Annotated in this window: 26 protein-coding genes; 7 read left to right on the forward strand and 19 right to left on the reverse strand. The window is 65.0% G+C overall.

All coding sequences use genetic code 11. The features are described 5' to 3' along the window. Positions 1–9 precede the first annotated feature (9 nt). Both AQ12_RS19850 and AQ12_RS19855 read right to left on the reverse strand, forming a co-directional pair. Entirely contained in the window at positions 10–453 is a 444-nt protein-coding gene (locus AQ12_RS19850; RefSeq protein ID WP_048441706.1) for a VOC family protein, read from the reverse strand. Positions 454–527: 74 nt separating this feature from the next. After that, positions 528–1,016 (reverse strand): hemerythrin domain-containing protein, encoded by a 489-nt coding sequence (locus tag AQ12_RS19855; RefSeq protein ID WP_048441707.1) that lies wholly within the window; start codon positions 1,014–1,016, stop codon positions 528–530. A gap of 164 nt (positions 1,017–1,180) precedes the next feature. Between AQ12_RS19855 and AQ12_RS19860 the strand changes: the two genes are divergently transcribed. After that, positions 1,181–2,344 (forward strand): HPP family protein, encoded by a 1,164-nt coding sequence (locus AQ12_RS19860; RefSeq protein ID WP_048441708.1) that lies wholly within the window; start codon positions 1,181–1,183, stop codon positions 2,342–2,344. On the opposite strand, the gene AQ12_RS19865 is transcribed toward AQ12_RS19860, so the two are convergent. After that, positions 2,323–4,146: an aminopeptidase P family protein gene (locus AQ12_RS19865; RefSeq protein WP_048441709.1), complete on the reverse strand. Its 1,824-nt coding sequence runs from the start codon at positions 4,144–4,146 to the stop codon at positions 2,323–2,325. The genes AQ12_RS19860 and AQ12_RS19865 overlap by 22 nt on opposite strands. Before the next feature lie 110 nt (positions 4,147–4,256). On the opposite strand from AQ12_RS19865, the gene AQ12_RS19870 reads away from it, so the two are divergent. The 4 genes from AQ12_RS19870 (at position 4,257) to AQ12_RS19885 (ending at position 7,511) form a co-directional block, all read left to right on the forward strand. Further along, complete coding sequence (locus AQ12_RS19870; RefSeq protein WP_048441710.1) at positions 4,257–4,715, forward strand: MarR family winged helix-turn-helix transcriptional regulator; 459 nt, start codon at positions 4,257–4,259, stop codon at positions 4,713–4,715. Positions 4,716–4,766: 51 nt separating this feature from the next. Continuing rightward, on the forward strand, positions 4,767–5,183 hold the full coding sequence (locus AQ12_RS19875) for an organic hydroperoxide resistance protein (RefSeq protein ID WP_048441711.1): 417 nt from the start codon (positions 4,767–4,769) through the stop codon (positions 5,181–5,183). 161 nt (positions 5,184–5,344) lie between these two features. Continuing rightward, the gene (locus tag AQ12_RS19880; protein WP_048441712.1) at positions 5,345–6,430 is read left to right on the forward strand and encodes a DUF2855 family protein; all 1,086 of its coding nucleotides are present in this window, start codon (positions 5,345–5,347) and stop codon (positions 6,428–6,430) included. Positions 6,431–6,509: 79 nt separating this feature from the next. Continuing rightward, on the forward strand, positions 6,510–7,511 hold the full coding sequence (locus AQ12_RS19885) for a serine/threonine protein kinase (RefSeq protein WP_048441713.1): 1,002 nt from the start codon (positions 6,510–6,512) through the stop codon (positions 7,509–7,511). Positions 7,512–7,514: 3 nt separating this feature from the next. On the opposite strand, the gene AQ12_RS22285 is transcribed toward AQ12_RS19885, so the two are convergent. Next, on the reverse strand, positions 7,515–9,590 hold the full coding sequence (locus AQ12_RS22285; RefSeq protein WP_082151700.1) for a CAP domain-containing protein: 2,076 nt from the start codon (positions 9,588–9,590) through the stop codon (positions 7,515–7,517). An 89-nt stretch (positions 9,591–9,679) separates the two neighbouring features. Further along, positions 9,680–10,555, reverse strand: coding sequence for a fumarylacetoacetate hydrolase family protein (locus AQ12_RS19895; RefSeq protein WP_048441714.1), 876 nt, complete (start codon positions 10,553–10,555; stop codon positions 9,680–9,682). A gap of 119 nt (positions 10,556–10,674) precedes the next feature. Between AQ12_RS19895 and AQ12_RS19900 the strand changes: the two genes are divergently transcribed. After that, positions 10,675–11,655 carry a tripartite tricarboxylate transporter substrate binding protein gene (locus AQ12_RS19900; RefSeq protein ID WP_048441715.1) on the forward strand — a complete coding sequence of 327 codons (981 nt, stop codon included), beginning with the start codon at positions 10,675–10,677 and terminating at the stop codon, positions 11,653–11,655. A gap of 117 nt (positions 11,656–11,772) precedes the next feature. On the opposite strand, the gene htpG is transcribed toward AQ12_RS19900, so the two are convergent. Continuing rightward, positions 11,773–13,683, reverse strand: a complete 1,911-nt coding sequence (gene htpG / locus AQ12_RS19905; protein WP_048441716.1) for a molecular chaperone HtpG — start codon at positions 13,681–13,683, stop codon at positions 11,773–11,775. 169 nt (positions 13,684–13,852) lie between these two features. Between htpG and AQ12_RS19910 the strand changes: the two genes are divergently transcribed. Then, on the forward strand, positions 13,853–14,098 hold the full coding sequence (locus AQ12_RS19910; RefSeq protein WP_048441717.1) for a hypothetical protein: 246 nt from the start codon (positions 13,853–13,855) through the stop codon (positions 14,096–14,098). A gap of 67 nt (positions 14,099–14,165) precedes the next feature. Here AQ12_RS19910 and AQ12_RS19915 read toward each other — a convergent pair whose 3' ends face one another. The 13 genes from AQ12_RS19915 to AQ12_RS19975 form a co-directional block, all read right to left on the reverse strand. Beyond that, positions 14,166–14,459, reverse strand: coding sequence for a DUF4148 domain-containing protein (locus AQ12_RS19915; RefSeq protein ID WP_152682876.1), 294 nt, complete (start codon positions 14,457–14,459; stop codon positions 14,166–14,168). A gap of 331 nt (positions 14,460–14,790) precedes the next feature. Then, positions 14,791–16,131, reverse strand: a complete 1,341-nt coding sequence (locus tag AQ12_RS19920) for an ATP-binding protein (RefSeq protein WP_048441718.1) — start codon at positions 16,129–16,131, stop codon at positions 14,791–14,793. Between the two features lies 1 nt (position 16,132). Next, positions 16,133–16,837, reverse strand: a complete 705-nt coding sequence (locus tag AQ12_RS19925; protein WP_048441719.1) for a response regulator transcription factor — start codon at positions 16,835–16,837, stop codon at positions 16,133–16,135. 12 nt (positions 16,838–16,849) lie between these two features. Continuing rightward, entirely contained in the window at positions 16,850–17,071 is a 222-nt protein-coding gene (locus AQ12_RS19930) for a hypothetical protein (RefSeq protein WP_152682877.1), read from the reverse strand. Between the two features lie 193 nt (positions 17,072–17,264). After that, entirely contained in the window at positions 17,265–18,305 is a 1,041-nt protein-coding gene (locus AQ12_RS19935) for an ABC transporter substrate-binding protein (RefSeq protein ID WP_048441721.1), read from the reverse strand. 10 nt (positions 18,306–18,315) lie between these two features. Then, on the reverse strand, positions 18,316–19,095 hold the full coding sequence (locus tag AQ12_RS19940) for a pseudouridine synthase (protein WP_048441722.1): 780 nt from the start codon (positions 19,093–19,095) through the stop codon (positions 18,316–18,318). Positions 19,096–19,138: 43 nt separating this feature from the next. Then, the gene (locus tag AQ12_RS19945) at positions 19,139–20,347 is read right to left on the reverse strand and encodes an ABC transporter permease (RefSeq protein ID WP_048441723.1); all 1,209 of its coding nucleotides are present in this window, start codon (positions 20,345–20,347) and stop codon (positions 19,139–19,141) included. Further along, positions 20,347–21,069 carry an ABC transporter ATP-binding protein gene (locus AQ12_RS19950; protein WP_048441724.1) on the reverse strand — a complete coding sequence of 241 codons (723 nt, stop codon included), beginning with the start codon at positions 21,067–21,069 and terminating at the stop codon, positions 20,347–20,349. Before AQ12_RS19950 ends, AQ12_RS19945 begins: the two co-directional genes overlap by 1 nt. Continuing rightward, positions 21,066–22,415 carry an efflux RND transporter periplasmic adaptor subunit gene (locus tag AQ12_RS19955; protein WP_048441725.1) on the reverse strand — a complete coding sequence of 450 codons (1,350 nt, stop codon included), beginning with the start codon at positions 22,413–22,415 and terminating at the stop codon, positions 21,066–21,068. Before AQ12_RS19955 ends, AQ12_RS19950 begins: the two co-directional genes overlap by 4 nt. Then, a complete protein-coding gene (locus AQ12_RS19960; RefSeq protein WP_048441796.1) occupies positions 22,412–23,845 on the reverse strand; it encodes an efflux transporter outer membrane subunit in 1,434 nt (477 codons plus the stop codon). The genes AQ12_RS19955 and AQ12_RS19960 overlap by 4 nt, the downstream gene beginning before the upstream one ends. A 40-nt stretch (positions 23,846–23,885) precedes the next feature. Next, positions 23,886–24,374 carry an RcnB family protein gene (locus AQ12_RS19965; RefSeq protein WP_048441797.1) on the reverse strand — a complete coding sequence of 163 codons (489 nt, stop codon included), beginning with the start codon at positions 24,372–24,374 and terminating at the stop codon, positions 23,886–23,888. A 127-nt stretch (positions 24,375–24,501) separates the two neighbouring features. Further along, positions 24,502–25,173 (reverse strand): RcnB family protein, encoded by a 672-nt coding sequence (locus tag AQ12_RS22290; protein WP_238587777.1) that lies wholly within the window; start codon positions 25,171–25,173, stop codon positions 24,502–24,504. Positions 25,174–25,225: 52 nt separating this feature from the next. Then, entirely contained in the window at positions 25,226–25,960 is a 735-nt protein-coding gene (locus AQ12_RS19975; protein ID WP_152682878.1) for a Crp/Fnr family transcriptional regulator, read from the reverse strand. Positions 25,961–26,101: the final 141 nt, after the last annotated feature.

The following is a 26,101-nucleotide window of genomic DNA, read 5'->3' on the forward strand; positions in this document are numbered from 1 at the left end:
GGACGCGTCCTACTTCGCAAACAGCATCGAGATATCCGCAAATGCCTTGACCTCAATCGCGTTGCCTGACGGGTCCAGGAAAAACATCGTGGCCTGCTCGCCCGGCTCGCCCTTGAAGCGCGTGTAGGGCTCGATCACAAAGCGAATGCCCTGCGCCTTCAGGCGTGCCGCCATGTCTTCCCATTGCGCCATCGGCAGGACGATGCCCATGTGTCGCACCGGCACGTTCTTGCCGTCAACCGCATTGAGCGCGGCAGGAGAAACTTCCTGCGGCGCCAGGTGCGCGACGATCTGGTGGCCGTAGAAATTGAAGTCGATCCACTCGGGGCTGGAACGGCCCTCGGGGCAACCCAGCGTCGTGCCGTAGAACTCGCGGGCAAGAGCCAGGTCGTGCACCGGAAAGGCAACGTGGAAGGGCGACAGGAGGGCGGGGTTGGATTGAGGGGCTTGCATGAACCCAATCCTACCCGCGGCCCAATAACCGGGCACGACGCGAGCCTACCGGTGGCGGCAGGCTCCGGGCCTTTTCAGGCGAGTGCGCCGGCCTCGGCCATCAGCTCTTCCTTTCGTGCGGCAAGCTCGTCCCGCATGGCAACAAGGTCCACGCGCCGCGCCGACCTGGCCTTGGGGAAGATTTCGTTTCGCTCTTCCTTGACGTGATGGTCGATGTATTCACCCAACACCTTCACCTTGGCGTCGAACATCTCATCGGCCTCGGGCATCGCCTCGATCTGCGCGATCAGGTCCTTGGCGCCCGCGTGCTCCACTTCGGCCTCGGCGAGCATGTCGGTTTCCTTGAGCGCCGCACGCAGCGCCGGATAGAAGATCTCTTCTTCGACTTGCGCGTGAACGGTGAGTTCGCGGCAGATCTCGCGGGCGAGGTCGAGCCGCTTTTGTGCAGCGCCGCGGGCCTTGGAGCCCGCAAGCTCGTCATAGGCCTTGAACATTTTCTTGACGTTCTTGTGGTCTGCGTCGAGCAGGTCGCACGCATCTTTTTCAGTTCGGGTGGTCGCCATGTGTCTTGCTCCTTGGATTGGTAAAGGTGAAATCGTCGGGCCGCCCGGTGTCTGGGTTTGTAGGATATTTGCGGTGCTTCTTGTCGCAGGGCGCAACGGTTGTGCAACAGGCGCGCGAACCCAGGAGCGCAACAGTAAGATCGCCGGTCCACTCAAGGAAATCGATGCTGTCCAAGGTCGGTGAATTTGTCCTGAAGTTTCGACCCGGCCGCACACGGGTCGGCTCTCGCGAGCGACTGCGCGCGATCGTCGGGGCCGGGCTGGGTATCGTCGTCACTGCACTGCTCGCCCGTTGGTGGGCCTCCTCGCATGGCGACATGCTCTGGCTGGCAGCGCCCCTGGGCGCAAGCGCGGTGCTGGTCTTCGCAGTGCCTGCCAGTCCCCTGGCCCAGCCCTGGCCGGTGGTGGGCGGCAATGTGCTGTCGGCCTTGGTGGGTTCTGCCTGCGCGATGGCCATTGCCGATCCTGCATGGGCTGGTGCCTGCGCAGTGGCCCTTGCCATTGCGGTGATGTTCGGGTTGCGGTGCCTGCATCCCCCGGGCGGCGCAAGCGCGCTGCTGGTGGCGCTCTCGGGTGCGGGTTTCAGCTTTGCGGTCTTTCCGATGCTGGTCGATTCCATCTTGCTGGTCATGATGGGCGTGCTCTACAACTCGCTCACGGGTCGCCGTTACCCGCACAGCCAGGCGACTCCCGCGCCAACGCCGGCTGCCCAGGGCGCGCGTTTCAGCAACGCTGACCTCGACGCAGCGCTGGCGCACTACAACCAGGTGCTGGATGTGAGCCGCGACGATCTGCAGCAACTGCTGCATCACGCCGAAGCGGCAGCGTATCAACGCAACTTCGGCCAGCTCATCTGCTCGGACATCATGTCGCGCCAGCCTGTGACTGCGCAGTTCGGCATGACGCTCGATGAAGCCTGGTCCCTGATGCGCGCGCGCCGGATCAAGGCGCTACCCGTGATCGACCGGTCGCGTCGCGTCGTCGGCATCGTGACTGTGGCCGACTTCCTGGAGCACGCGGGGATGAGCCGCCCTGAAGGCGTTGGTGAGCGGCTGCTTTCGATGATCCGGCGCGACGGCGTCACGCACACGGACAAGCCAGAGACCGTGGGCCAGATCATGACGCGATCGGTGCGCGTGGCCAGCCATGACCGGCCCGTTGCAGAGCTGGTGCCGCTGTTCTCCGATGACGGACACCATCACATTCCCATCATCGACCATGACCGCCGTCTGGTCGGGATCATCACGCAGACCGATCTGGTGCGTGCGCTATACCGGGCAACGACGGGCTCGCAACCAATCCCCGCTCAGCCGCGAGTCAGCGGCTGAGTTCGGCGGGTCAGCCACGCCAGCGCATCGCCTTCGAGCAGCGGTGAGAGCCGTGCGCGAACCGTGGCGTGATAGTCGTTGAGCCATGCCAGCTCATCGCCCCGCATCAGGGACAGGTCGATGCAATGCGTGTCAATCGGGCACAGCGTGAGCGTTTCGAACTTCAGCATGTCGCCGAACTGCTCCTGCTCGGGTGTCACGAATGGCACATTGAGCACCAGGTTCTCGATGCGGATGCCCCACTGACCCGGACGGTAGAGACCGGGCTCGTTCGACGTGATCATCCCCGGTTCCATCGCCATGTGCGGCTCGACCACCGCCTTTGAAATCGTCTGCGGGCCTTCATGCACATTCATGAAGTAGCCGACGCCGTGACCCGTGCCGTGACCGAAGTCCAGGCCCGCCTGCCACAGCGGCAGCCGCGCCAGCGCATCCAGCATCGGGCCGGGCGTGCCGCGCGGGAAAGCTGCGACCGAAAGACCGATCATTCCCTTGAGCACGAGCGTGTAGTCGCGCCTGTGCGCTGCGGTGATTTCGCCGATGGGCCAGACGCGGGTGATGTCGGTGGTGCCGCCCAGGTACTGTGCGCCGGAGTCGATCAGCAGCAGCCCGTTTCCGTCGAGCCACGCATACGAATCGGGCTCGGCGCGGTAGTGCGGCATCGCGCCGTTGCCGTTGAATCCGGCAATGGTGCTGAACGAACGCCCGACGAAACCGCTGCGCTTGCTGCGCGCCTGCGTGATCCACTCATCCACGGTCAATTCAGACAAGCGCTCGCCACGCGCCATCGCAGCCTCGAAGCGCGCATAGAACTCGCACATTGCTGCGCCGTCTTCTTCCATCGCGCGGCGCACGAACTGCGCCTCGGCATCGGTTTTTCGGCTCTTGGCAAACGTGCTGGGGTTAACCGCTTCGATGACGCGCACCTGCGCCGCTACGGCCTCGCGCAATCCCGAGGTGATGCGTCGCGGGTCCACCAGCAGGACGGCATCGCCCGGCAAGGCGGCGAGCGCCGTTGCTGCCTGCGCATACGGTGCGATGTGCACGCCGTCGCCGGCGAGGATTTGCTGGAGCGCATCGCTGCATTTGCCTTCAGCGAGAAAGAGCGTGGCCGTCTGCGCATCGATGAGCACATGCGCGACGAACACCGGATTGAAACTGACGTCGGCTCCGCGCAGGTTCAGCAGCCAGGCCACGTCGTCCAGCGATGAGATGAAGTGGTGGCTCGCACCCGCCTGCTTCATGGCGCCCCGCACATGCGCCAGCTTGGATGCGCGAGTGACTGCGGCCTCGGGTGCGACGTGTTCATAGATCGCCGCGTCGGGCAGGCCCGGCCTGTCATCCCACGCGGAGTCCAGCACATCGGCATCGCTCTTGACCTGGAGATTCGCTGCGCTCAAGGCGCTGCGAATCTGCTGCGCCGCCATCAGGCTCACGACCTGTGCATCGAAGCCAAGAACCTCGCCCGGTGACAACTCGGCAACGATCCAGTCGATCACGGGTTTGAGTGCCCCGGTGCCGATCTTGACGAGGTCAACGCCGGTGCCAGCCAGCTCCCGTTCGGCTTGCGACCAGTAGCGGCTGTCGGCAAAGAGCGCGGCGCGCTTGTCACCCACCACCAGCGTGCCCATCGACCCGGTGAAGCCGCTGAACCATTCGCGGCCTCGCCAGCGTGTGGGCAGGTACTCGGAGACATGCGGGTCCGATGAGGGAACGTACAGGGCCTGCACCTGGGCTTGCTTCATGGCTGCACGCAACCGGGCCAGGCGTGCAGGGATGGGGGAGGATGGGTTTGCCGTCATGGACCCGATTTTGACGCACTGCGCATTCACCTGCCCGGCAAATGCCGATCTCCACTCACTTTCCGCTAATTATATTGCACACAATTTAATTGGACGCTACAATCACGCCCATGCCACGCAAACCAGATCCCCGTTTTGACAGCAACCAGGCCTTGCTGCTCGACAACCAGCTGTGCTTTGCGCTGTACTCCGCATCGCTGGCCATGACCAAACTCTACAAGCCCCTGCTTGATGAGTTGGGGCTGACCTATCCGCAGTACCTGGCCATGCTCGTGCTGTGGGAAGACGACGGCCTGATGGTGTCCGAACTCGGCCAGCGCCTGTCGCTCGACTCGGGCACGTTGACACCACTGCTCAAGCGCCTGGAGTCAGCCGGCCTCATCGCCCGCATCCGCGATGTGCAGGACGAGCGCCGCGTTCACATCACCCTCACTGCTGCGGGCCGCAAGCTGCGCACCCGCGCCCAGAAGATTCCCGGCTGCATCCTCGATGCATCCCGGTGCTCCATTTCCGAACTGGTGCAGCTCACGCGCCAGGTCCGGGATTTGCGGGACAGGCTCAGCGCCTGAACTCCCACACCACGTACCTTCCACCCCACTGAAAAACCTAAAGGAAACACCATGACCACGCTCGAAAAAGTCCTCTACACCGGCAAGGCCCACACCACGGGCGGACGCGACGGCCAGTCGCGCACCGACGACGGTCGCCTGGACATCAAGCTCTCGCCTCCCGGCCAGCCGTGCAACGGCACCAACCCCGAGCAGCTGTTCGCCGCCGGGTATTCGGCCTGTTTCCTGGGCGCGATGAAGGCCGTGGCAGGCAAGATGAAAGTCACGCTGCCGGCGGACACGGCCATCGACGCTGAAGTCGACCTGGGCCCTATCCCTAACGCCTACGGCATTGCAGCGCGCCTGAACATCAGCCTGCCAGGCATGGACCGCGCCGCTGCGCAGTCGCTGATCGATGCCGCGCACCAGGTGTGCCCTTACTCGAACGCCACGCGCGGCAACATCGACGTGACGATCGCGCTGGTCTGATCCGGTTGTCATCCCGGGCTTGACCCGGGATCCACCGCGCAGCGGCGACTGCGCCTGAATGCATGGATGCCGGATCGAGTCCGGCATGACAGACAACCCGCTGTCACCCACGCGGCCCGCCTGTGTTGAACAGGCGGGCCGTTTGCGTTACGGTTGCGGCCATGACGACCACCACCCTCCTCGTTCAGCACAACGCGCTAGCCAACACCCGCATCGACTCGCGGGACGACACACCCTTGTCCGAGGGCCAGGTCCGCGTGCATGTCGATTCGTTTGCACTCACCGCCAACAACATCACCTACGCCGCTTTCGGTGACGCGATGAACTACTGGCGGTTCTTTCCGACCGGCGAGGCAGGTTGGGGAATCATTCCGGTGTGGGGCTTCGGCACCGTCGTGCAATCGCTGCACCCGGGCATTGCCGTCGGTGAAAAACTCTACGGCTACTGGCCGATGTCGAACATGGCCGTGCTGCAGCCTGCTCGCGTGACGGAAAACGGTTTTTACGACGCAGCGCCGCACCGCGCCGAGCTGCACTCGCTCTACAACCAGTACCTGCGAAGCAACACCGATCCATTTCACAAGGCGGGCACCGAGGACACCCAGTCGCTGCTGCGCCCCCTGTTCATCACCTCCTGGCTCATTGACGACTTTCTCGCGGACAACGACTTCTTTGGCGCGAACACGGTGCTGCTGTCGAGCGCATCGAGCAAGACGGCGTATGGAACGGCGTTCATGTTGAAGCAGAGGCAAGGCATCGAAGTGGTTGGCCTGACGTCGCCATCGAATCGCGCATTCTGCGAAAGCCTGGGCTGCTACTCGCGCGTCCTCACCTACGATGAGCTCGACCAGGTTCCGGCGGACACGGCCTGCGTGTACACCGACTTCGCAGGCAACGCCGCGTTGCGCATGAAGATCCATTCGCGATTTGCGAACCTGAAACACAGCTGCTCGATTGGCGGCACGCATGTGGACAAGCTCGGCGGCGCGAAGGACTTGCCGGGGCCTCGAGCCACGCTCTTTTTTGCGCCTGCGCAAGTCAAGAAGCGCCAGGGTGAATGGGGACCGGCTGAGCTGGGCAAGCGGCTGGTGCAGGCCTGGCACGCATTCAGCGACAAGGCCACATCGGGCGCATCGCCGTGGCTGCAGGTGCAGACCCACTCTGGCGCTGCGGCAGTGCAACAGGCGTATGCAGCGGTGCTGGCAGGCAAGGGTGATCCACGCGAGGGGCACATTCTTTCGCTGTAGGCACACGGGCCGCCATGCCGGACTTGATCCGGCATCCACCGCGCAGCGGCGACTGCGCGCTATCGCCCACAATCGGGGGATGTCTTCACATCCCTACGAGGTGCTCACACCCGACGTCGTGCTCGATGCACTGGCCAGCGTCGGCCTGATGGGTGACGGGCGGCTCATGTCGCTCAGCTCCTACGAGAACCGCGTGTACCAGGTGCGCCTTGCCGATCCATACGAGGGCATGGACGACGTCGTCGCCAAGTTCTACAGGCCGGGGCGCTGGAGCGAAGCGCAGATCCTCGAAGAGCATTCGTTTGCTGCCGAGTTGATGCAAGCAGAGATTCCGGCAGTAGGCCCCCTCGTGCTCGAAGGCAAGACGCTGCATCACTTCAGCGACTTCTCGTTCAGCGTGAGTCCCCGGCGCGGCGGTCGCGCGCCTGAACTCGATGATGCAGAAGTGCTCGAATGGATCGGACGTTTCCTCGCGCGCATTCACGTCGTCGGCGCCAAGATGCCGTTCAAGCATCGGCCTGCGCTCGACATCGAAGTGTTCGGACGCGAGCCGCGCGAGTGGCTGCCCGCGCACCACATGATCCCGCTAGACGTGCAGTCGGCCTGGGAGAAAAAATGCGACGAGGCCCTACGCATGATTGCGGGCACCCCGCTGGGTGATGCCAACGCAAAAGGCATGAGGCGGCTGCGCCTGCACGGCGATTGCCACCCCGGCAATATCTTGTGGACGCCAACCCAGGGTCCGCATTTTGTCGACCTGGACGATGCCCGCATGGGCCCGGCCGTGCAGGATTTCTGGATGCTGCTATCGGGCGATCGCGCCCAGCGGCAAAAGCAGCTGGGCCCGCTGGTGGACGGCTACGAGATGTTCCGCGAATTCGATCGCGAAGAGCTTGCACTGATAGAGCCGCTTCGCACATTGCGCCTCATTCACTACAGCGCGTGGCTTGCGCGTCGCTGGGATGACCCGATTTTTCCGATCAACTTTCCGTGGTTCGGCACGAGCGACTACTGGCAGGGCCAGGTACAGATGCTCGAAGAACAGATCGAGGCAATGGCCGAAGAGCCGCTGGTGGTCTGAAACCTAGGCAGGACAGCCCGAGAACGCCAGCGCCTGCGCACGCGTGCCGATCTCGTGCACACCACCGACGTCCGAGTAGTACACGTGATCGTCGACGGAATAGTGGACGACATAGATGCCGCCGTTGACTGGGTAATAGCGGTAATAGTACGGGTCGACCCTGCCTGCCCCCGCTGGCGCTCCGAGCTGCGGATACTGCGCCTCGACCCAGTTGAAAAAACAGTTCATCGGGTTGGTTGTCGCCGTGATGGTCTTGACCATGCCCCACTCGGCGAAGTACCCATTCATGCCTGGGCGTGCCTGCAACATCACGGTGCCGGCAACTGACGGTGTGTACGCGAAGCTTGCCGCTGCGGTCGTCGCAACTGCAACGGGCGCGACGGTACTCAGCTGCGTGCCACGCACGTTGTCGATGTACCAGCCCACGCCGGTGCTCGACTGCGGAAAATACAAACCGCCGGTGAATGCGTAACGGAACCGCACTTTCAGCACACGGTCGGCGTAAGCGGCCAGCGAGAGGCTCTTCGCAGTGAAGCTTTCCTCACCGGAACCGCCGCCGCCCTGCGAGCCCACCTGGTCGTACACAACAGTCCATGACGCGCCGTCGTCGGTGGAAACTTCCACCAGCGCACGCTGCCCCGACGCTGAAGCGCCGAGCCTGCTGTCGAATTGCAGCGACGCGCCGGGGCCTGCCACGAGCTGCTGGTTGAGCAGCATCACCTGGTCAGCAGGCTGCGCGTGCGCGAGGTGGAAAGAGTTCGCACCGCCTGCGCCAACGTCGTTCGCCACGGGGTCATAGCCGGGGCTGGTGGTGAGGGTGAAGTTGCCCGAGCCCGATTCGGCGCCGTCATTGAGCAAGAACGGTGAACTGGTCATCACGCGCCACTCATAAGCCGTCGCGCCAGCTATCGCAGGGAAGCTGATCGCCGAAGGCTCCCCGACGTAAGCGGTACCAGCGCCCGACAGCGTGATCGGCCCGTCGCCGGCACCGGCCTGATCGGGATCGAACACGGTGGTGGTGTAGCTGATCACCGGTGGAACGCCCAGGCCGGTGACATTGGCAATCGTGATCGTGTAGGTCGTGTCGCCAGCAGGCCTGGACCACTGCGCGCCGTCGGCAAAGGCAAGCGGTCGCCAGACCAGCGTGTTTTCGCCGTAGCCGTTGGCGACGGTTTCCTTCACCGTGGCCATCGGCACGCCGTTCTCCAGCATGGTGACGACCGCCGCCGAAAAATCGGCACCAGGATAGGACACCGACCAGCGCGGAAACACTTCGGTGTAGGGCACGTAACCCTTGGGCGGCCATGCGACGAAGCCGTCGCGCGTTGCAGGGCGCGCGGCAAACATGTTTCCGTCCTGCACCCACATCGCGTTGTAGTTCCAGCCTTGCTCCACGTCGCCCAGGCCCATGATCTGCGTCTGCGGATAGAGCAGCCAGCGGCGATGCCCCACAACGGTGTTGAAATCACCCGCGTCCTCGATGTAGGCCTTGACGCTTGCGACGCCCAGGGTGCCGACGGCCAGGTTGGACTTGCCGGCGGCTTCGGCCACCGTCGCGCTGTAGCAAGGCGTGCCTGAAGGCGGCGTGTGGCTGATCGTCTTGTTGGCAGCCATCCAGAGCGCCGCCTCCTGCGCCTTCGCGTTGAGTGCCGGATCGAAGGTGATGGTGGCAGGCACACCGGCCATGGCGCGGTACCAGTTGAGCCGGCGCAGCACGGCTGCCTTGTGCTGCGCGCTGGTGTCACCCTGCGCGCACGCCTCGGTATTGCCGGACCAGCCGGAGGGCACGCCGTTGGATGAAGCGTGAATCGTCTTGTAGAAGAGCCGCACCTGTTCGCGGCTGGTGGTGTCGACGGAAAAGCCACCGTCGCCCTGTGCCAGCGGTCCGCCGCGTCGCGCGCGCGGCAAGCTTGCGTCGGGCGCGGCGCGCTCAGGTGGCGTGGGACCGACGCGCGGGCTGGGCTTGTTCGCCAATGGCAGGGTGGCACTGCCGCTTGCCTCGGGACCGTCCGCACCCCCACAGCCCGCGAGCACGATCGCCAGCAGGGACACCGCGAAAACGGATGAGCACCTGACCATGGAAACCGGATTCTGCCCGACAGTGGGCTGCGCGCCTAGTGCCACATCCGGCGCGCCCGTCGTGCTGGCCGGGCCAGTCGTGCAGGCCGCTAGACCAGGCGGTTTTCGATGACGCCTATGCCTTCGATTTCCATCTTCACCACGTCGCCGGCCACCAGGTACTTCGGCGGCTTGAACCCGATGCCCACACCCACCGGCGTACCGGTGGCGATCACGTCGCCAGGGTAGAGCGTGATGCCTGCCGACAAGGTCTCAATGAGGAAAGGGATGTTGAAGATGAGGTCTGCCGTGTTCGCGTCCTGGCGGATCTCGCCGTTGACCCAGCAGCGCACCTGCACCTTGTTGCCGTCGCATTCGTCCTTGCTGACCAGCCACGGCCCCATCGGACAGAACGTATCGAACGACTTGCCCATGTCCCACTGCTGGTGGCGCGCCTGCCAGTCGCGCGCTGTCACATCGTTGACGATGGTGTAGCCCCAGACGTGATCCATCGCGCGGGCGGCGGTGATGCCCTTGCCACCCTTGCCGATGACGACGGCCAGTTCGACCTCATAGTCGATCGCCTCCGAGACGCCTTTGGGGATGACGATGTCATCGGTCGGGCCAACCACGCACTCGGGCACCTTGGTGAAGATGATCGGATGAGCAGGAACATCTCCACCCGACTTGGCGCTGGAGTCGAAGCCGCTGCCGGCGAACTCGCGGGCATGCGCGTAGTAATTTTTTCCTACGCAAAAGATGTTGCGGCGCGGCCTGGGCAGCGGCGCCGTGAGCGTGACCTGATCGATAGCGATCGCCGCAGACAAGGGCGGCAGCGCGTCACCGCGCGACAAACGCTCGATCAGCGACTGCGCGCCAAGCGGCTTCTCATGCGCTGCCAGCTCAACCGGCTGGATGGAAAGCCCGTCAGCCGAAACGATGCCGGCGCCGGGTTGGCCCTGATGGGTGAAGGCTGCAATCCTCATGGGGAAAACTCTCTCGCGATGGGGCTGCAAATTTAGCATGCTAACGAGCACCCCTTTGATGCAACGCGTCAAATGAACTGACGCCGCGCGTCAAAACACTTTTAACCAGCCCACTCATCATGCAACGCCGTCACACCATCTTTTCCGCCTTGCTTGCCACCGCCTGCGTCACGATTGCCTCGCCGGTTTTTGCACAAGCCGCATTCCCCAGCAAACCGATCACGATGATCGTGCCCTTCCCGCCGGGCGGGCTTGCCGACCTCGTCGCACGGCCGGTCGCCGAAGCCATGTCACGCGAACTGGGCCAGCCCGTGGTCATCGAGAACAAGGGTGGCGCGGGTGGCGGCATCGGCATGGGGGTCGCAGCCAAGGCACCCGCTGACGGCTACACCGTGCTCATGGCGCTGTCCTCGTACAGCGTGCTGCCCGAAGCCGACGCCATCCTGGGCCGCTCGCCCATGTATGCGTTCAACGCCGTGCGACCCATCGCGCGATTCACCGCCGACCCCACCGTGCTGGCCGTGCGCGCCGATGCGCCCTGGAAGACGGTGAAAGACTTCGTCGAAGACGCGAAGAAGCGCCCTGGCGCGATCAACTACGGCTCGTCGGGCAACTACGGAACGATGCACGTGCCCATGGAAATCCTGGCGCAGAACGCAGGCGTCAAGTTGACGCATGTGCCGTTCACCGGCGCAGGCCCTGCCGTCGTGGCACTGCTGGGCGGCCAGATCGAAGCGGTGTCGTCAGGCCCCGCCACCGTGCTGCAGCACGTCAAGGCCGGCAAGCTGCGCGTGCTCGGCCATTGGGGCGCGGCGCGGCTCGATGCACTGCCCGATGTGCCCACCCTGAAAGAAGCGGGCTACAACGCCGAGTACGCCCAGTGGTCGGGCCTGTTCATTCCCGCTGCAACGCCAGAGCCCATCGCGCAGCGTTTGCGCGCGGCGGCACGCGCTGCGGCCAACGACGCGAAGGTCAAGGAAGTGATCCTGAACGCCGGCAGCCCGGTGCTCTACCAGGACACGCCCGACTTCGAGAAGTATGTGCAGGCCGACGTCCGCCGCATGGCGGACGTGGTCAAGAAGATGGGCAAGGTCGAGTAAGCCACCGCCCAAGTCATGGATTGCGGATCGAGTCCGCAATGACAGCCTCACTCTGGATGTCATGCCGGGCTTGACCCGGCATCCACCGCGCAGCGGAAGCGGCCGTGGAAGCCAGAACTAAACCAGCAGCGCGTTCACCCGCTTCACATACGCAGCCGGATCGGCGGGCAATCCGCCTTCGGCCAGCAGCGCCTGGTCGAACAGGATGTGCGCAAGGTCGTCGAAGTGCTCGGAGCTTTCGAGCTTCTTCACCAGCGCGTGATCGGCGTTGACTTCCAGCACCGGCAGGATGTCGGGCACCTTCTGCCCAGCCTGCTTGAGCATGCGGGCCAGCTGCGTGCTCATGCCGCCGTCACTCGCCACCAGGCACGCCGGTGAATCGACCAGGCGCGAGGTGACGCGCACATCCTGCGCCTTGTCCTTGAGCGCTTCTTTCAGCTTGTCGAGCACCGGCTTGAAGACTTCCGCGGCTTCCTCGGCGGCCTTCTTCTCGGCTTCGTCCTGCAGGGAGCCGAGATCGACCGCCCCCTTCGCGACCGATTGCAGCGGCGTGCCGTCGAATTCATTGAGGTGAGACAGCGCCCACTCATCGACGCGGTCGGCCATCAGCAGCACTTCGATGCCCTTCTTGCGGAACACTTCCAGCTGCGGGCTGTTCTTTGCGGCAGCGAGCGTTTCGCCGGTGATGTAGTAGATCGCTTCCTGGCCCTCCTTCATGCGCGACTTGTAGTCGGCGAATGAGACCGTCGGTGTATCCGCCGTCGTCGAAGCAAAGCGCAGCAGCTTCGCCAGGCGCTCGTGGTTGGCGAAATCTTCGCCCAGGCCTTCCTTGAGCACCGCGCCGAACTCGGCATAGAACTTCGCGTACTTGCCCTTGTCTTCTTCGCTCGCATCTTCTGCCGTCTCGGCCTTGGCCATGTCTTCGAGCATGCCCAGCACGCGCTTGGTCGAGCCGTCGCGGATCGCCTTCACGTCGCGGCTTTCCTGCAGCAGCTCGCGGCTGACGTTGAGCGGCAGGTCGGACGAATCGATGACGCCCTTGACGAAGCGCAGGTAGGTCGGCAGCAGCGCTTCGGCCTCGTCCATGATGAACACGCGCTTGACGTACAGCTTGACGCCAGCGGCCTTGTCGCGATTCCACAGATCGAACGGCGCGTGCGCCGGAACATAGAGCAGCTGGATGTATTCGGTCGAGCCTTCAACGCGGTTGTGCGCCCATGCAAGCGGTGCCTGCTGGTCGTGGCTGATCTGCTTGTAGAACTCGGCGTACTGCTCGGGCGTGATGTCCTTCTTGCTGCGGCTCCACAAGGCGCTGGCCTGGTTGACGGTTTCCCACTCGTCGGTGGTCACCATCTCGCCGCCCTTGTTGTCTTCGCCCTCTTTCCACTCTTCCTTGCGCATGAGGATGGGCAGCGAGATGTGGTCGGAATACTTGGAGATGATGGACTTGAGCTTCCAGGTCGACAGGTAGTCGAGCGCATCGTCACGCAGGTGCAGGGTGACGCTGGTGCCGCGTTGCTCGCGCGTGATGGTCTCGACCTCGAAATCGCCAGCGCCGCCACTGACCCAGCGCACGCCCTCTTCGGCCGGGACGCCCGCGCGGCGCGACTCGACAGCAATCTTGTCGGCGACGATGAAGCCCGAATAAAAACCCACGCCAAACTGGCCGATCAGTTGCGCATCGGCCTTCTGGTCGCCCGAAAGGCGGCCCATGAATTCCTTGGTGCCGCTCTTGGCGATGGTGCCCAGGTTGTCGATGGCTTCCTGCTGCGACAGGCCGATGCCGTTGTCGGCGATGGTGAGTGTCTTCGCGTCCTTGTCAAAGCTCACCCGGACTTCCAGGCCCGGCTGGTCTTCGTACAGTGCGTTGTTGTTCAGCGCCTCGAACCTGAGCTTGTCGCAGGCGTCCGATGCGTTGGAGATCAGCTCGCGAAGAAAGATCTCCTTGTTGGAGTAGAGCGAATGGGTGACGAGGTGGAGCAATTGCGCCACTTCGGCTTGAAACGAAAGAGTCTGTTTTTGGGTCATGGCATTCGAGCGGGCCGGCGGCCCATGAGATAAACGTGCGAGGCGGCATTTAAGGCCGCCTGACGCATTTTCAAGGATATGTCGTGACAAACTCGACGCCTTGCGATTTCGGCGGCCGCCTGCGCACCGCCGCGCTTGCGGTGCGAAGACTGCTTGTTACATTAGCCGGATGGACATCAACCTGATTGCGTTCGACGCGTTTGCCCTGGAGTCCCTTGCCAGTCCCCGCGCCAATGGGGCGTCGCAGACCCTGACCCTGCAGCTGTCACTGGAGGCGTTGCCGGGTTTCAGCGAACCCCTGACGGGCACGGCCTCGATCGCGGCTGCTGATACGCCAGGCCAGCTGCGGGCTGCCGTCGTGCCGGCTGACGCCAGCGAACTCACCATCACCTTTGCGATTGAGCCGCCGCTGTAGCGGCTGACCTTTTTCCACAACAAAAAAGCGCCCGAGGGCGCTTTTTTGTTGTGGGAGGAGAAGGGGCTCAGACGCCGCCGACTTCGCCGTAGCCGATCTTGCCCAGGCGCAGCGCTTGCGCAGCTTCAGCGCGGATCACGCTGGGCTGGACGGTGGACTTGACTTGCGCTGCAACGCGCGAGCCGGCTGGCTCGGTGCTGCGGGTGCGAGCGACCGTTGCTGCTTCAGCTTGCACTTCGGCGCGTACGCGGCTCGATTCGAACTTGTGGCCGTATTGCGAAGCGTCGGCTTCGTCGGCGCGGGCAACGCCCGATGCGATGGCGGCGAGTGCGGCGATGGCGATGATTGCTTTGGAGTTCATGATGGACCTTTTAAGTGAGTGAACAAAACTGGGAGAACACGTTTCGGTTGCCGCTTTGTTTCTTGATTCGTTGCTAAGCATCAACCGTGATCTCACTGTAGTTTTCGCTCGTTAGGTGATCCTTAGTGTTTCGTTAGCCTTGAATTAGCATGGAGTCGGGGGCGGAATCGCAATGCATGAATATTCATGTTTCGGGCCGCTTCGCGGTGGATTGCGGGTCAAGCCCGCAATGACAACCAGTATCCCTGTCATGCCGGGCTTGACCCGGCATCCACCGCGAAGCGGCGACTCCCCCTGGATCAAACGAAATGCAACCCCACAGGCGACAGCTTCAGGCCGCTTCGACGCGCGCAATCAGGCCGCTGCGGTCATCGCGGTTGCGCAAGGTGATGCGCAGGCCGCAGCGCTGCGCCGCAGCCTGCGCAATCGCCAGGCCCAACCCGCTGCCACGGACCTGGCTGCCGGGCACCCGGAAGAACCTGTCGAACACGCGTGAAAGCAGATCCGGCGGAATGCCGGGACCGGAGTCGATGACTTCAACCGCTGGCCTGGCACCACCCTGCACCAGCCGAACATCAACAACGCCGCCTTCAGGGGTGTAGCGAAGCGCGTTTTCGATCAGGTTGTCGAGCACGCTGCGCAGGTCGCCCGGCGAGCACTTGAGCGTTGCAGGACCTTCGTGCGGACAGACCAGCCCCAGGTCGATGTTTCGCTGGTCAGCCAGCGTGATGAGCGCGTTGATGCTCTCGTGCAACTGCGCGTGCAGATCGACCGTTCCCTGGTTGTCCACCACAGGCGCTTCCTGGCGTGACAGCTTGAGCAACTGGTCCACCAGCCGCTGCGCGCGGCTCACGCCGGCTTCGAGCTGCGAGAAGCTTTGCGCGCAGGCGCCCGACGGCAAGTCGCGCCGCACATTCTCAAGTTGCAAGGCAACGGCCGTGATCGGCGTGCGCAATTCGTGCGCGGCGTCCTGCACAAACCGGCGCTGCGTCGCAAACGCTGTTCTCAGGCGAGTCAGCAGGCTGTTGAACGAAATCACAAGCGGCTGGATTTCTTCGGGCACACGATTAAGGGGCAGCTCCGAGATCGTGTTTTCGTCTTGCTGCGCGGCTTGCTTTCCGATGTCTTCCACCGCTCGGGACATCATGCGGGCCATGCCCCACAGCATCAGAATGGCCAGCGGCAAGAGAATGAGCACAGGCGCGATAGCGGCGCCGGCACGTTCGAACGCCACATGCTTGCGAAAGATGCCGCTCTGGAACACCTGGACCCGCCTGCCACCGGCGCCTTCGGCGGCCGTTGTGTAAACCCGCCAGGTCGAATCGGCTGTCTGCACATCATGGAATCCAGGTGCAGGCTGCAGGCCGGCCGTGAGTTGCGGCCACGAATTCATGCGCTGGCGACCATCGGCCTCGTAGACCTGGATGACATAGCCGCCCATGCGGTGGATGCGATCGGGTGTGGCAGCAGCGGGCACGACGTTTTCTTCCTGAGCCGCGATCGAGTTGCCCAGCTGCGCCATCTGGTCGTCCATGAAACCGCCAACCATGCGGCTGTAGGTCCAGTACGAGAACGCGGCCGACACGCCGCCCACCAGCAGGAACAGCGGAATGAGCCACAGCATCATCGCGCGCCGCAGCGAACACATCGGGCCCTTGGGAAAGAAGTGCATGTCAGTGCGCCTCTGGACCGCCGGGCGCGGTATTGACCGAAGCCGCGCGCTCGGGCGCGATGCGCCAGCCCAGGCCGCGCACGTTGCGGATCGTGTCCGCACCCAGCTTGCGTCGCATGCCGTGAATGAGTACATCGACCGCATTGCTGCTGACTTCTTCGCCCCAGCCGTAGATGCGGCTTTCGAGCTGGTCGCGAGACAGGATAGCGCCGGGTCGTTCCAGCAAGGCATGGAGCAGCGCGAACTCACGCGCCGAAAGTTGCGAACGCTCACCTTGCACCAGCACCTCGCGCGTGGTCAGGTCCAGCTGCACATCATTGCCGCCGATCACGGAGTGGGCTGCGCCATCGCGCCTGCGAATCACGGCACGCATGCGCGCGAGCAACTCACGAAAGTCGTAGGGCTTGACCAGGTAATCGTCGGCGCCGATGTCCAGCCCGGTGATGCGGTCGTCGATGCCATCTCGCGCGGTGAGCACCAGCACCGGCGTGTGGTCGCCTGCCGTGCGCGCCTTGCGCAGCACCTCGATGCCGTCTCGCTTGGGCAGGCCCAGGTCGAGCAGCACGCATGCGTAGCCGCCGTCAGCCATGGCGCTTTGGGCGAGCAGGCCCTCCTTGACCCAGTCGACCGAAAAGCCGTTGGCCGCCAGCGCCTGTTTCAGGCTGTGGCCAATCATCTCGTCGTCTTCAACCAGGAGAACTCGCATGGGTGGATTGTCCTACCGCAGGCGCCCGCCTGCATTCCAGCGCATGGCGCGCACTTCGTCGCGAAGCCAGTAGGCCCCTTCGACCACCAGGCCCGAGGCGGCCAGTGCGGCGATCGCCAGCAGCGGCGAGAGGGCTACGCCCCAGGCGGCGACGCCCGCGAGCATGACGGCGCCGGCGACCACTGCGGTGAGCAGCAGGGCCATCAGGATTCGGGTCGCGGGGCAGCTATGCATGGGGTGTCCTTCCAGAGGGAATGTCCGCACTGTAGGCCCGGATATTTAGCGGCGAATTAGCGTTGTGCCTGATCGCACGCCGTAGCCGCTTCGCGGTGGATTGCGGATCAAGTCCGCAATGACAGCCTCTTCTCCTGTTGTCATGCCGGACTTGATCCGGCATCCACCGCGAAGCGGCAGCAGCCCATTGAGGTCACTTGGGCAGCGACTCGACTTCCTTCACCCATCTGTCCACCAGCCGGCGACGTTCTGATGCCCGCCCGTATTTTTCAAAGTCGTACTTGACCAGCCGCACATCATCGATTTTCGGGATGCGCGGATCGGGCTTGAAGGTCTTGTTGGCTGGCACCTGCAGGCTGTTGGCGCGCGCGCCGACCTGCTGGCCTTCCTTGCCCATGAGCCAGTCATAGTATTTGCGCGCGGCATCCCGGTTGCGCGAACCCTTGATGAGCGCGATGCCGCCAATCTCGTAACCCGTGCCTTCGCACGGCGCGGCCGATCCCACCGGAAACTTGTTGGTGACGCGTTCGTTGTCGAAGCCGAAGATAAAACTCACGCCAATGCCCACCTCGCCCTTGGCCACCGTGCGCGCCTGCGCCGTGCCGCTGCGGGTGTATTGCGTGACGTTCCTGTGCAGCTTCTTCAGGTAGTCGAACGCCTGCTCCTCGCCCCACATCTGCACCAGGCCTGCGAGGATGGTGTAGCCCGTGCCGCTGGAGCCCGGATGCGAGGTTTCGATCTCGCCCTTGTAGCGCGGATCAATGAGGTCCTTCCAGCATTTGGGCGCAGGCAGCTTCTTCTTTTTGAGCACTTCCTCGTTCCAGCCGAAACCGATCGCACTCGTATAGAACCCGCCCACATGGTTCTGGCTCATCGCGTACTGCCGCACCGCCCATCCGTGCAGGTCGTTCAGGTAGTCGGGCCGGTAGGCATCGAGCAGGCCCATTTCTGCGGCCTGGTAGTACGGATCGCCCGTGCCGCCCCACCAGATGTCGGTCTTGGGATTGGCCTGCTCGGCGCGCAATTGCGCCAGCGCCTCGCCCGTGGCCTTGCGCGTCTGCAGCACCCGGATGCCGGTGGCGCGCGTGAAGTCCTGCGCTGCGAGTTCGCACCACGACTGGTCGGTGCTGCAGATCGCATTGACCGTGCCTTGCGCCTGCGCGTTCGTGCCGTGAATACCCAAGGTGAATACGGCGATGGCGCCGATGGCGAGTGTCTTCAATGCGTTCTTCATGGCTTGTCCCTCAGAAACGTTCATCAGGCGCCAGGTAGCGCCACTGTCCCACCGGCAACTGTCCCAGCAGCACGCGACCGATGCGCACGCGCTTGAGGCCCACCACCTTCAGGCCCACCTGTTCGCACATGCGGCGGATCTGCCGCTTCTTGCCTTCCCTCAGCACGAAGCGCAACTGCTCCGGGTTTTGCCAATCGACCTGCGCGGGCTTGAGGGGCTGTCCGTCCAGGCTCAGGCCGTTGCGCAGCCGCGCCATTTGTGCACGCGGGAAGGCGGCCTGCACGTCAAGCGTGACGTCGCCATAGCTCACGCGCACCAGGTATTCCTTTTCGACTTCGCTGTCTTCGCCGATGAGCTGCCGCGCGACGCGGCCGTCCTGCGTCAGCACCAGCAGCCCGATCGAGTCGATGTCCAGCCGCCCGGCCGGTGCGAGGCCCCTGAGCTGTGAATGCGCGAACCGGTTTTTCGATCCATCGCCGCGCCAGTGGTTGCGGTCCTGCACCAGCACCACCGCGGGCTCGTGCCCATCTTCGGCCTGCCCGCTCACATAGCCCATCGGCTTGTTCAAAAGGATGGTGACCTGTTGCTGCTGCTGGCCATGCGCCTTGCGGTCCACTTCGATGCGTGCATCGGGCGTGACCTGCAGCCCCATCACGGCAATCTCGCCGTTGACGCGAACCCAGCCCCTGGCGATCCAGTCATCGGCCTCCCGGCGCGAGCACATGCCCAGCTCGGCCATGCGCTTGTTCAGGCGTGAAGTGGGGGCAGCTGCGGCGGGCGATTCAGGCAAGGTGGGCAGTCCTGTGGGTACGTGACGCTGCCGATTGTCGCCGCTACTCGTGCCTCAGCGCCTCGATCGGGTCCATGCGGGCTGCGCGCCGCGCGGGGAAGTAACCGAACAGCACGCCGATGCAGGCGGCGAACACGAACGACAACACGTTGGTCAGCGGATCAAAGAGAAAGGGCACGTCCATCGCCGCAGCCAGCCCGATGGACATGGCAGCCGCGATGGCGATGCCCACGATGCCGCCCAGCGCCGCGAGCACCACGGCCTCGATCAGGAACTGCAGCAGCACATCCCGTTCGAGCGCGCCGATGGCCAGCCGCAGGCCGATCTCTCGGGTGCGTTCCGTCACGCTCACCAGCATGATGTTCATGATGCCGATGCCGCCCACGAGCAGGCTCACTGCGGCCACGGCGCCCAGCAGCATCGTCATCACCTGCGTGGTTCCCGAGAGCGTCTCTGCGAGTTGCTGCGTGTCCAGCACGTTGAAGTTGTCGTCATCGCCGGCTGCGAGCTTGCGGCGCTCGCGCAGCAGTTGCGTGAGGCTCTGCTTGAGCCGGGTGGCGTCGCTGGCATCCTGCATGGACACCAGCAGCGTGTTGATGCGCTGGTTGCCGGTGACCCGGCGCTGCAACGTGCGCAGCGGCACCAGCACGGTGTCGTCCTGGTCGTTGCCCATCGCGCCCTGTCCCTTGCCGGCGAGCACGCCGACCACGGCGCATGAGAACTGCTTGATACGCAATTGCTCGCCCAGGCCGCGCGTGGCGCCATAGATCTCGCGCCGTACCGTCTCGCCGATGATGCAGACCGCGCCGCCCGATTGCAGCTCATCGCCTTCGAACTGGCGTCCCGAAGCCAGCTTCCAGTTGCCTGTGTCGAACCACGCGTTGGTGCTGCCGATGACGCTGGTGGACCAGTTGCGCCCGTTGCCCACCACGGTGACATTGGTGCGCGCTTCGGGGGCCACGGCTTCGACGCCACCGATCTGCGCGAGGATGGCATCGCCGTCGGATTCCTTGAACGCAGGTGCGCCACCGCCGGGCCCGCCCGGTCCCTGCCGCTGGCCGGGCCGCACCATCAGCAGGTTGGTGCCCAGGCTGGATATCTGCATCTGCACCGCCCGCGTGGCGCCGTTGCCGAGCGTGACCATGGTGATCACGGCGCTGACACCGATGACGATGCCCAGAATCGTGAGGAACGATCGCAGCAGGTTGCGCCGGATCGAGCGCAATGCGAGGAACAGCGTGTTGACCAGCATCAGTGCTGCTGCGGCGTGGCCGCGTTGGTCGTGTCGCTCTCGATGAGGCCGTCGACGAAACGCACCACGCGCCGCGCGTAGGCGGCCATGTCGGCCTCGTGCGTGACCATCAGCACCGTGATGCCGTGGTTCACATTGAGGTCGCGCAGCAGCTCCATGATCTCGCGGCTTTTCTGGGTATCGAGGTTGCCGGTGGGTTCGTCGGCCAGCAGCACTGCCGGTTGCGTCACCAGTGCGCGCGCGATCGCAACGCGCTGCTGCTGGCCGCCCGAAAGCTCTGCCGGGGTGTGAGTCTCCCATCCATGCAACCCGACGGACTCCAGCGCCCTGGCCGCCGATGCATGCCGCACGGCTGCGCTCTCGCCCCGGTACAGCAGCGGCAGCTCGACGTTCTCCTGGGCCGAGGTGCGTGCCAGCAGGTTGAAGCCCTGGAACACGAAGCCCAGGTAACGGCGGCGCAGCAAGGCACGCTCGTCGCGCGACAGACGCTCGACGTGGGCGCCACGAAAGAGATACTCGCCCGCGCTGGGGGTATCCAGGCAGCCCATGATGTTCATCGCAGTCGATTTGCCCGAACCGCTCGGTCCCATGATCGCGACGAACTCGCCGGCCTGGATGTCCAGGTCGATGCCCTTGAGCGCCATCAACTCGGCCTGCCCGCTGCCATAAACCCGGGTCACGCCGCGCAAGCGGATGAGCGGCACCTGCGCCGTTGCGCTCATGGTGCGGCCGCGGTCTTCTGGTCGACGATGACCTGCATACCCGCCTTGAGGTCCCCCGACGTGATTTCGGTCATGCGGCCGTCGCTGATGCCTGCCATCACCGACAGTGGCGCGGCCTTGCCATCCTGCAGCACCCACACGCGGCGGGCAGCAGCGCCCGGCTGGTCTGTGGTTGCCGAGCCCGAATTGCGCGCACGTCGCGGCATGCGGGGCGTGAGGCGGGCCACGATGCCACCGCTGGCCGCCGGTTGCGTGGCCGCTGCCGCCGCCGAGTCAACGGGCTCGAAGCGCAGCGCACTGTTGGGCACCAGCAGCACGTCGTTACGCTGCACCGCGATGATGTTGGCGCTCGCGGTCATGCCGGGGCGCAGGCTCAGGTCGGCGTTGTTCACATCCAGGTGCGTGAGATAGGTGACCACGTTGTCCGTGATGGTCGAGCCGAAGGCCACGCGCGTGATCGTGGCCGGGTATTGACGGCCGGGGTACGCACTCACCGTGAAGGTGGCCGGCTGCCCGGCCTTCACCGAGCCGACATCGGCTTCATCGACGTAAACCTGCAGGCGCAGCTTGGACAGGTCCTCGGCGACGGAGAACAGTGTCACGGCCTGAAGCGACGCCGCCACCGCATTGCCGGGATCGACATTGCGGGTGAGGATGACGCCATCAGACGGGGCGCGGATCGACGCCTTCGAAAGATTGATCCCGTCGGTGGAAAGAGCCGCCTGCGCATCGGCCACACCGGCGCGCGCGCTCGTCTCATCGGCCACCGCACGGGCGAGCGTGGCCCGTGCGCCATCCATTTCGGCGCGCGAGGGAACCTTGCCGCCGGACAGCTGCGAAACCTCCTCGAATCGCGCCAGGCCGGCCCGCGCCTCGCGCACCGTTGCGGCCGACTGGGCGACCCGCGCGTTGGCCGCGGCCACCGACGCGCGCGAACGCAGGATCTGGTCGTTGAGCTTTGCGGTGTCGAGCTCGACCAGGACCTGGCCCTTGCGAATCCGGTCGTTCACGTCCACGTGGACTTTGAGCACGGTGCCCGAGAGTTCGCTGCCGATGTTGATGGCACGGGTCGGCTGCAGCGTGCCGTTGGCCGTGACGGTCAGTGTCAGGTTGCCGCGCCCCACGGGCTGGGTGATGTAGCTGGGGGCCGCGTTGGCGGACTGGCGAACCTGCCAGTACCAGGCGCCGGCGATCAGCGCCACCACCAGCAGGGCGGCGGCCCACAGCGTCGGGCGGCGATACCAGGGGTGCACGGTCGAGCCGTCATCCAGGGACGCGATGTCAGCCGGACTCTCGGGCTGGGCGGCGGCCGGTTGCGACGCAGATGCGGGAAGGGGACTGTTCATGAGGGGGCGCTTCCTGCCGGCGTGGGCGCCAGCGTCGTGTCGTCATCGGGCTGCCAGCCGCCGCCCAGCGCCTTGTAAAGACGCACATGGTCGGCGGTCACATCGGCTGCCGCACCGGCGACGCTGTCTTGCGTGGAGAGCTGGTTGCGCTGCGTTTCCAGCACCACCTGAAAGTCCACCAGCCCGCTCGAATAGCGCTGCCGCGCCATCAGTGCCGCGTTGGCGGCGGCGCCAGCGGCTTGCTGCAGGTGTGCCAGGCGCTCGCGGTCGCTGCGCAGCGCCACCAGTGCGTCTTCGACCTCCTTCAGTGCCGTCAATACGGCGCCGCGATAGGCCGCAACGGCTTGATCCATGGCCGCCTGCTGCGCGCGTACTTGCGCCCGCCCGGCCCCACCGTCGAACAGCGGCCATGCAAGGCCTGCGAGCAACGAGCTCGCCACCGATGCGCCGCTGGTCAGCGATCCGAGGGTGAGTGCATTCAGGCCGAGCGAGCCGGCCAGCCGGAAGCTGGGAAGGGTCTGGGCATGGGCCTGCGAAACCCGGGCCGATGCGGCCACCACCTGGTACTCGGCAGCACGAATGTCAGGCCGCTGGCGCAAGGTGTCCGCAGGCAGACTGAGCGCCATGCCAGCCGGCGCTGCGGGAATGGGTCCAGGCGAATCGAGCTGGCCCGACAACGCCATCGGCGGCCGCCCGGTCAGTGTCGCAAGCGCATGAACAAGTTGCTGGTTGGCTGCGCGCAGAACCGTCACCTGTGCACGCGACTGTTCGGCTGCCGCGCGCGACTGCTCCGCTTCGAGCGAAGACACAAGTCCTGCCTGCAGCCGCCACTGCGTGATCTGCAGGAGTTCCTGCTGGCTCGCCAGGTTGTCCAGTGCGATTGCGAGCCGCGCCTGGCCGCTACGCAGCGCGATATAGCCCAGCGCGACTTCGGCAGCGATCGAGACCCGCGCGTCGCCCAGGTTGGCGGCACCGGCGCGTTCGACCGCAACACCCGCCGCGACCGCGCTTTGCTTGCCGCCGAAAACATCGAGCTCCCAGGCCGCGTCGAGCCCGATGCGAAAACTGTTCGATGCACTGCCGCCGCCCGAGCGGCTGCGACCGGCCGAAGCCGAGCCGTCCAGGGCAGGCAGCAGCCCGGCGGCCGCCGTTTCGCGCTGGGCGCGTGCCTGCGCGAGCGAGGCCTGCGCGATCGCGATGGTGTGGTTGGACCGCAGCGCATCGGCAACCAGCCGCGCGAGCAGCGGGTCGTCCAGGCGCAACCACCACTGCGACAACGCGGACGGGCCGGCACGATCTGCGGCCTCGCCTTGCGACCAGGCCGCTGGCACGTCCAATGGCAGCGGTGCACCGGTGGGCGCAGGCCCGCTCGCGCAGCCGCCGAGCGCCAAAGCCAGGCCGGCGAGCGGCCCTGGCAGGTGAGTCAGCATGGATGCCAGCCCCGAAAGGCGCAGTGCGACCGGCAAAGCGTCAGTTGCTCAGCAGCAGCTGCAAGATGATGCCGGTCGCAATCGCCACCAGCACATAGTCGGCGCCGACCTGGACCCAGTAGTAGCCGCGAGGCGGCGCAGGCAGGTAGTGGCCGCGCCAGTCGTCGACGATGTAGTTGTAATGACGGTATTCCAGCGGCAGCCGGTCGCCGCGGTAGAAACGACGATCCGGCCCTGCCCCGCGTTCATTGCCTCTGCGATCACCGCGCCACTGGTCGGGCGGGCCTGCACGCTGCACAGGAGGCTGCCAGTTGCCTGGCGCCCGGCGCTGGTCAGGACGCACCTGTGGCTGACCCGGGCGTTGCGCCTGCCGCTGGTCGGGGCGTTGCGCCTGTCGCTGGTTGTAGCGCTGTGCATCCCTGAAGGCCTTGCGCTGCGCCTCCTGGTCACCGTCGCCCTGGGCGGACACCGGCGCAGCAAGCGCAAGGGAAAGCGCCACAAGAGCGGCGAGATATTCGGTATGTTTCATGAGGGCCTCCATCGGGTTGGCATGCCCCATTGCATGCAACCCCACAGTAGCCCTGTGGCGCGAGCCCGCGTTGACATTCGTCAACGCGACCGGCTATAGGCCGGATTAACCTTCGCGGCCCGCGCTCTCAGTTGCCCAGCAGGATCTGCACGATGAGACCGGTCGCGATTTCCACGAGCAGGAAGTCGTCGCCCCAGTGCACCCAGTAATAACCGCGAGGCGGTGCGTACAGGTAATACGGCCGCCAATCCTGGATCAGGTAGCGCCGCTGGCGATATTCATAGGGAAGGCGGTCGCCCCGGTAATAGCGGTAGCCCGGACCCGCGCCGCGCCAGTCGTGGCGCGTCTGCGGACTCCAGTGACGGGGATCGTCGCGATAGCCACGGCGATTGCCGTCCCTATTGCCGTCCCTGTTGCCATCCCATCTGCCATCGCGATGCCCATCCGGCCGCCCGTCACGATTCCAGTCGGGCGCGCCACCCTGCCTGCCGTCGTGCCGAAAGTCATTGCGCGGGGCCTCCTGAACGTAGCGCGGATCGCCCCGGCGGTCATCACGGCGAGGGGCTTCAGCGCCCCTGCGTTCCTGCTCGCTGCGCCGCTGTTCGGGTGGCCGCGCGGGTTGCACTTGCCCGGGCACTTGCGCGGGCGCAGGGCGCGCGGCCTTCTCGCGCTTGGCGCGCTCGGCAGCTTCCATGGCCTGGCGCCGTGCGCCTTCATCGCCGTCGCCTTGCGCGAACGCGAGGCCGCTGGCGGCGAACTGAAAACCGAGAACAACGGGTAGGAATGTGCGTCGCTTCATGAGCGTCATTGTGCGCCGCTGACTGCACCTGCGAAACCCACTTTACCTCCCGTTAAAGATGTGTCTGCTGCGTCGGGCGGACCACAACACTGGACCGCAAGGCCTGCAGGTCCAGGATGCGCAAACCGCCGTACTCCACCCGGATCGTGCCCTGCGATTCGAGCGCCGCGAGGGCCTCATTGACACGCTGGCGCGACAGGCCCACCAGGTACGCCAGCTCCTGCTGCGTGATGCGCAGCACATGGCCGACACCTGGAAAAAGCACCGGATTGAACAGCGACGCGAGGCTGCGTGCCACGCGCAGATCCGGGTTGTTCATGCGGTCGATCTCGCGCGCTGCGATGAACTGCGCCAGCCGCTCGTTGAGCTGGTTCATCACGAAGCGGTTGAAGCCAATGGAGTGATCGAGCAGCCAGTGAAAGGTATCGGCCGGAATGCCGGCGATCACGCTTTTGCGCAGCGCCTGGATGTTGTAGCGGTAGGTCTCGCGCTTGAGCACGGTGCCTTCGCCGAACCAGCCACCGGGCGGCAACCCCGAGAACGTCATGGTCTGGCCTTCGGCGTTGTCGCTGCTCATTTTCAGCAGTCCCTCGATCACACCGAACCAGTAGGTCACGGGCCTGCCCACACGGCACACGAAGTCGCCGGCCATTGCATCGCTGACGGCGACTTCGCGCACCGCGCGCTCGCGCTCGCCAGGCTGCAGGACAGCCAGCCACGGGATGCCGGCGAGCTCTTGCGAGGTCGGCGCGCGGCGGCGCTGGTGAAGCGTGAGATCGGTGGCCACTTGCAGTCAATCAGTTGTTGCTGGCGTGAGGGTACGGCGCGCAGCCGTCGGCGCAAGCCCTACTAGGACATTCCCTAGGAATGTCGTCGCAAAGACACCATGGCGTCAAACCCCGGCCTAGCATCCGCCCAAGTCGCGTAC

Origin of the sequence: Caenimonas sp. SL110 (assembly GCF_001044395.1) — a bacterium.
In the GTDB taxonomy this organism is placed as follows: Bacteria; Pseudomonadota; Gammaproteobacteria; order Burkholderiales; family Burkholderiaceae_C; genus Ramlibacter.

Coding starts and splice junctions, on each gene's coding strand:
- AQ12_RS19930 (WP_152682877.1), bottom strand. CDS start 17,071: ATGCATAGCTGCCCCGCGACCCGAATCCTGATGGCCCTGCTGCTCACC.
- AQ12_RS19920 (WP_048441718.1), bottom strand. CDS start 16,131: ATGCACTTCTTTCCCAAGGGCCCGATGTGTTCGCTGCGGCGCGCGATG.
- AQ12_RS19880 (WP_048441712.1), top strand. CDS start 5,345: ATGACGACCACCACCCTCCTCGTTCAGCACAACGCGCTAGCCAACACC.
- AQ12_RS19895 (WP_048441714.1), bottom strand. CDS start 10,555: ATGAGGATTGCAGCCTTCACCCATCAGGGCCAACCCGGCGCCGGCATC.
- AQ12_RS19885 (WP_048441713.1), top strand. CDS start 6,510: ATGTCTTCACATCCCTACGAGGTGCTCACACCCGACGTCGTGCTCGAT.
- AQ12_RS19950 (WP_048441724.1), bottom strand. CDS start 21,069: ATGAGCGCAACGGCGCAGGTGCCGCTCATCCGCTTGCGCGGCGTGACC.
- AQ12_RS19855 (WP_048441707.1), bottom strand. CDS start 1,016: ATGGCGACCACCCGAACTGAAAAAGATGCGTGCGACCTGCTCGACGCA.
- AQ12_RS22290 (WP_238587777.1), bottom strand. CDS start 25,173: ATGAAGCGACGCACATTCCTACCCGTTGTTCTCGGTTTTCAGTTCGCC.
- AQ12_RS22285 (WP_082151700.1), bottom strand. CDS start 9,590: ATGGTCAGGTGCTCATCCGTTTTCGCGGTGTCCCTGCTGGCGATCGTG.
- AQ12_RS19955 (WP_048441725.1), bottom strand. CDS start 22,415: ATGAACAGTCCCCTTCCCGCATCTGCGTCGCAACCGGCCGCCGCCCAG.
- AQ12_RS19860 (WP_048441708.1), top strand. CDS start 1,181: ATGCTGTCCAAGGTCGGTGAATTTGTCCTGAAGTTTCGACCCGGCCGC.
- AQ12_RS19945 (WP_048441723.1), bottom strand. CDS start 20,347: ATGCTGGTCAACACGCTGTTCCTCGCATTGCGCTCGATCCGGCGCAAC.
- AQ12_RS19875 (WP_048441711.1), top strand. CDS start 4,767: ATGACCACGCTCGAAAAAGTCCTCTACACCGGCAAGGCCCACACCACG.
- AQ12_RS19865 (WP_048441709.1), bottom strand. CDS start 4,146: ATGACGGCAAACCCATCCTCCCCCATCCCTGCACGCCTGGCCCGGTTG.
- AQ12_RS19900 (WP_048441715.1), top strand. CDS start 10,675: ATGCAACGCCGTCACACCATCTTTTCCGCCTTGCTTGCCACCGCCTGC.
- AQ12_RS19870 (WP_048441710.1), top strand. CDS start 4,257: ATGCCACGCAAACCAGATCCCCGTTTTGACAGCAACCAGGCCTTGCTG.
- AQ12_RS19915 (WP_152682876.1), bottom strand. CDS start 14,459: ATGAACTCCAAAGCAATCATCGCCATCGCCGCACTCGCCGCCATCGCA.
- htpG (WP_048441716.1), bottom strand. CDS start 13,683: ATGACCCAAAAACAGACTCTTTCGTTTCAAGCCGAAGTGGCGCAATTG.
- AQ12_RS19935 (WP_048441721.1), bottom strand. CDS start 18,305: ATGAAGAACGCATTGAAGACACTCGCCATCGGCGCCATCGCCGTATTC.
- AQ12_RS19910 (WP_048441717.1), top strand. CDS start 13,853: ATGGACATCAACCTGATTGCGTTCGACGCGTTTGCCCTGGAGTCCCTT.
- AQ12_RS19850 (WP_048441706.1), bottom strand. CDS start 453: ATGCAAGCCCCTCAATCCAACCCCGCCCTCCTGTCGCCCTTCCACGTT.
- AQ12_RS19925 (WP_048441719.1), bottom strand. CDS start 16,837: ATGCGAGTTCTCCTGGTTGAAGACGACGAGATGATTGGCCACAGCCTG.
- AQ12_RS19960 (WP_048441796.1), bottom strand. CDS start 23,845: ATGCTGACTCACCTGCCAGGGCCGCTCGCCGGCCTGGCTTTGGCGCTC.
- AQ12_RS19965 (WP_048441797.1), bottom strand. CDS start 24,374: ATGAAACATACCGAATATCTCGCCGCTCTTGTGGCGCTTTCCCTTGCG.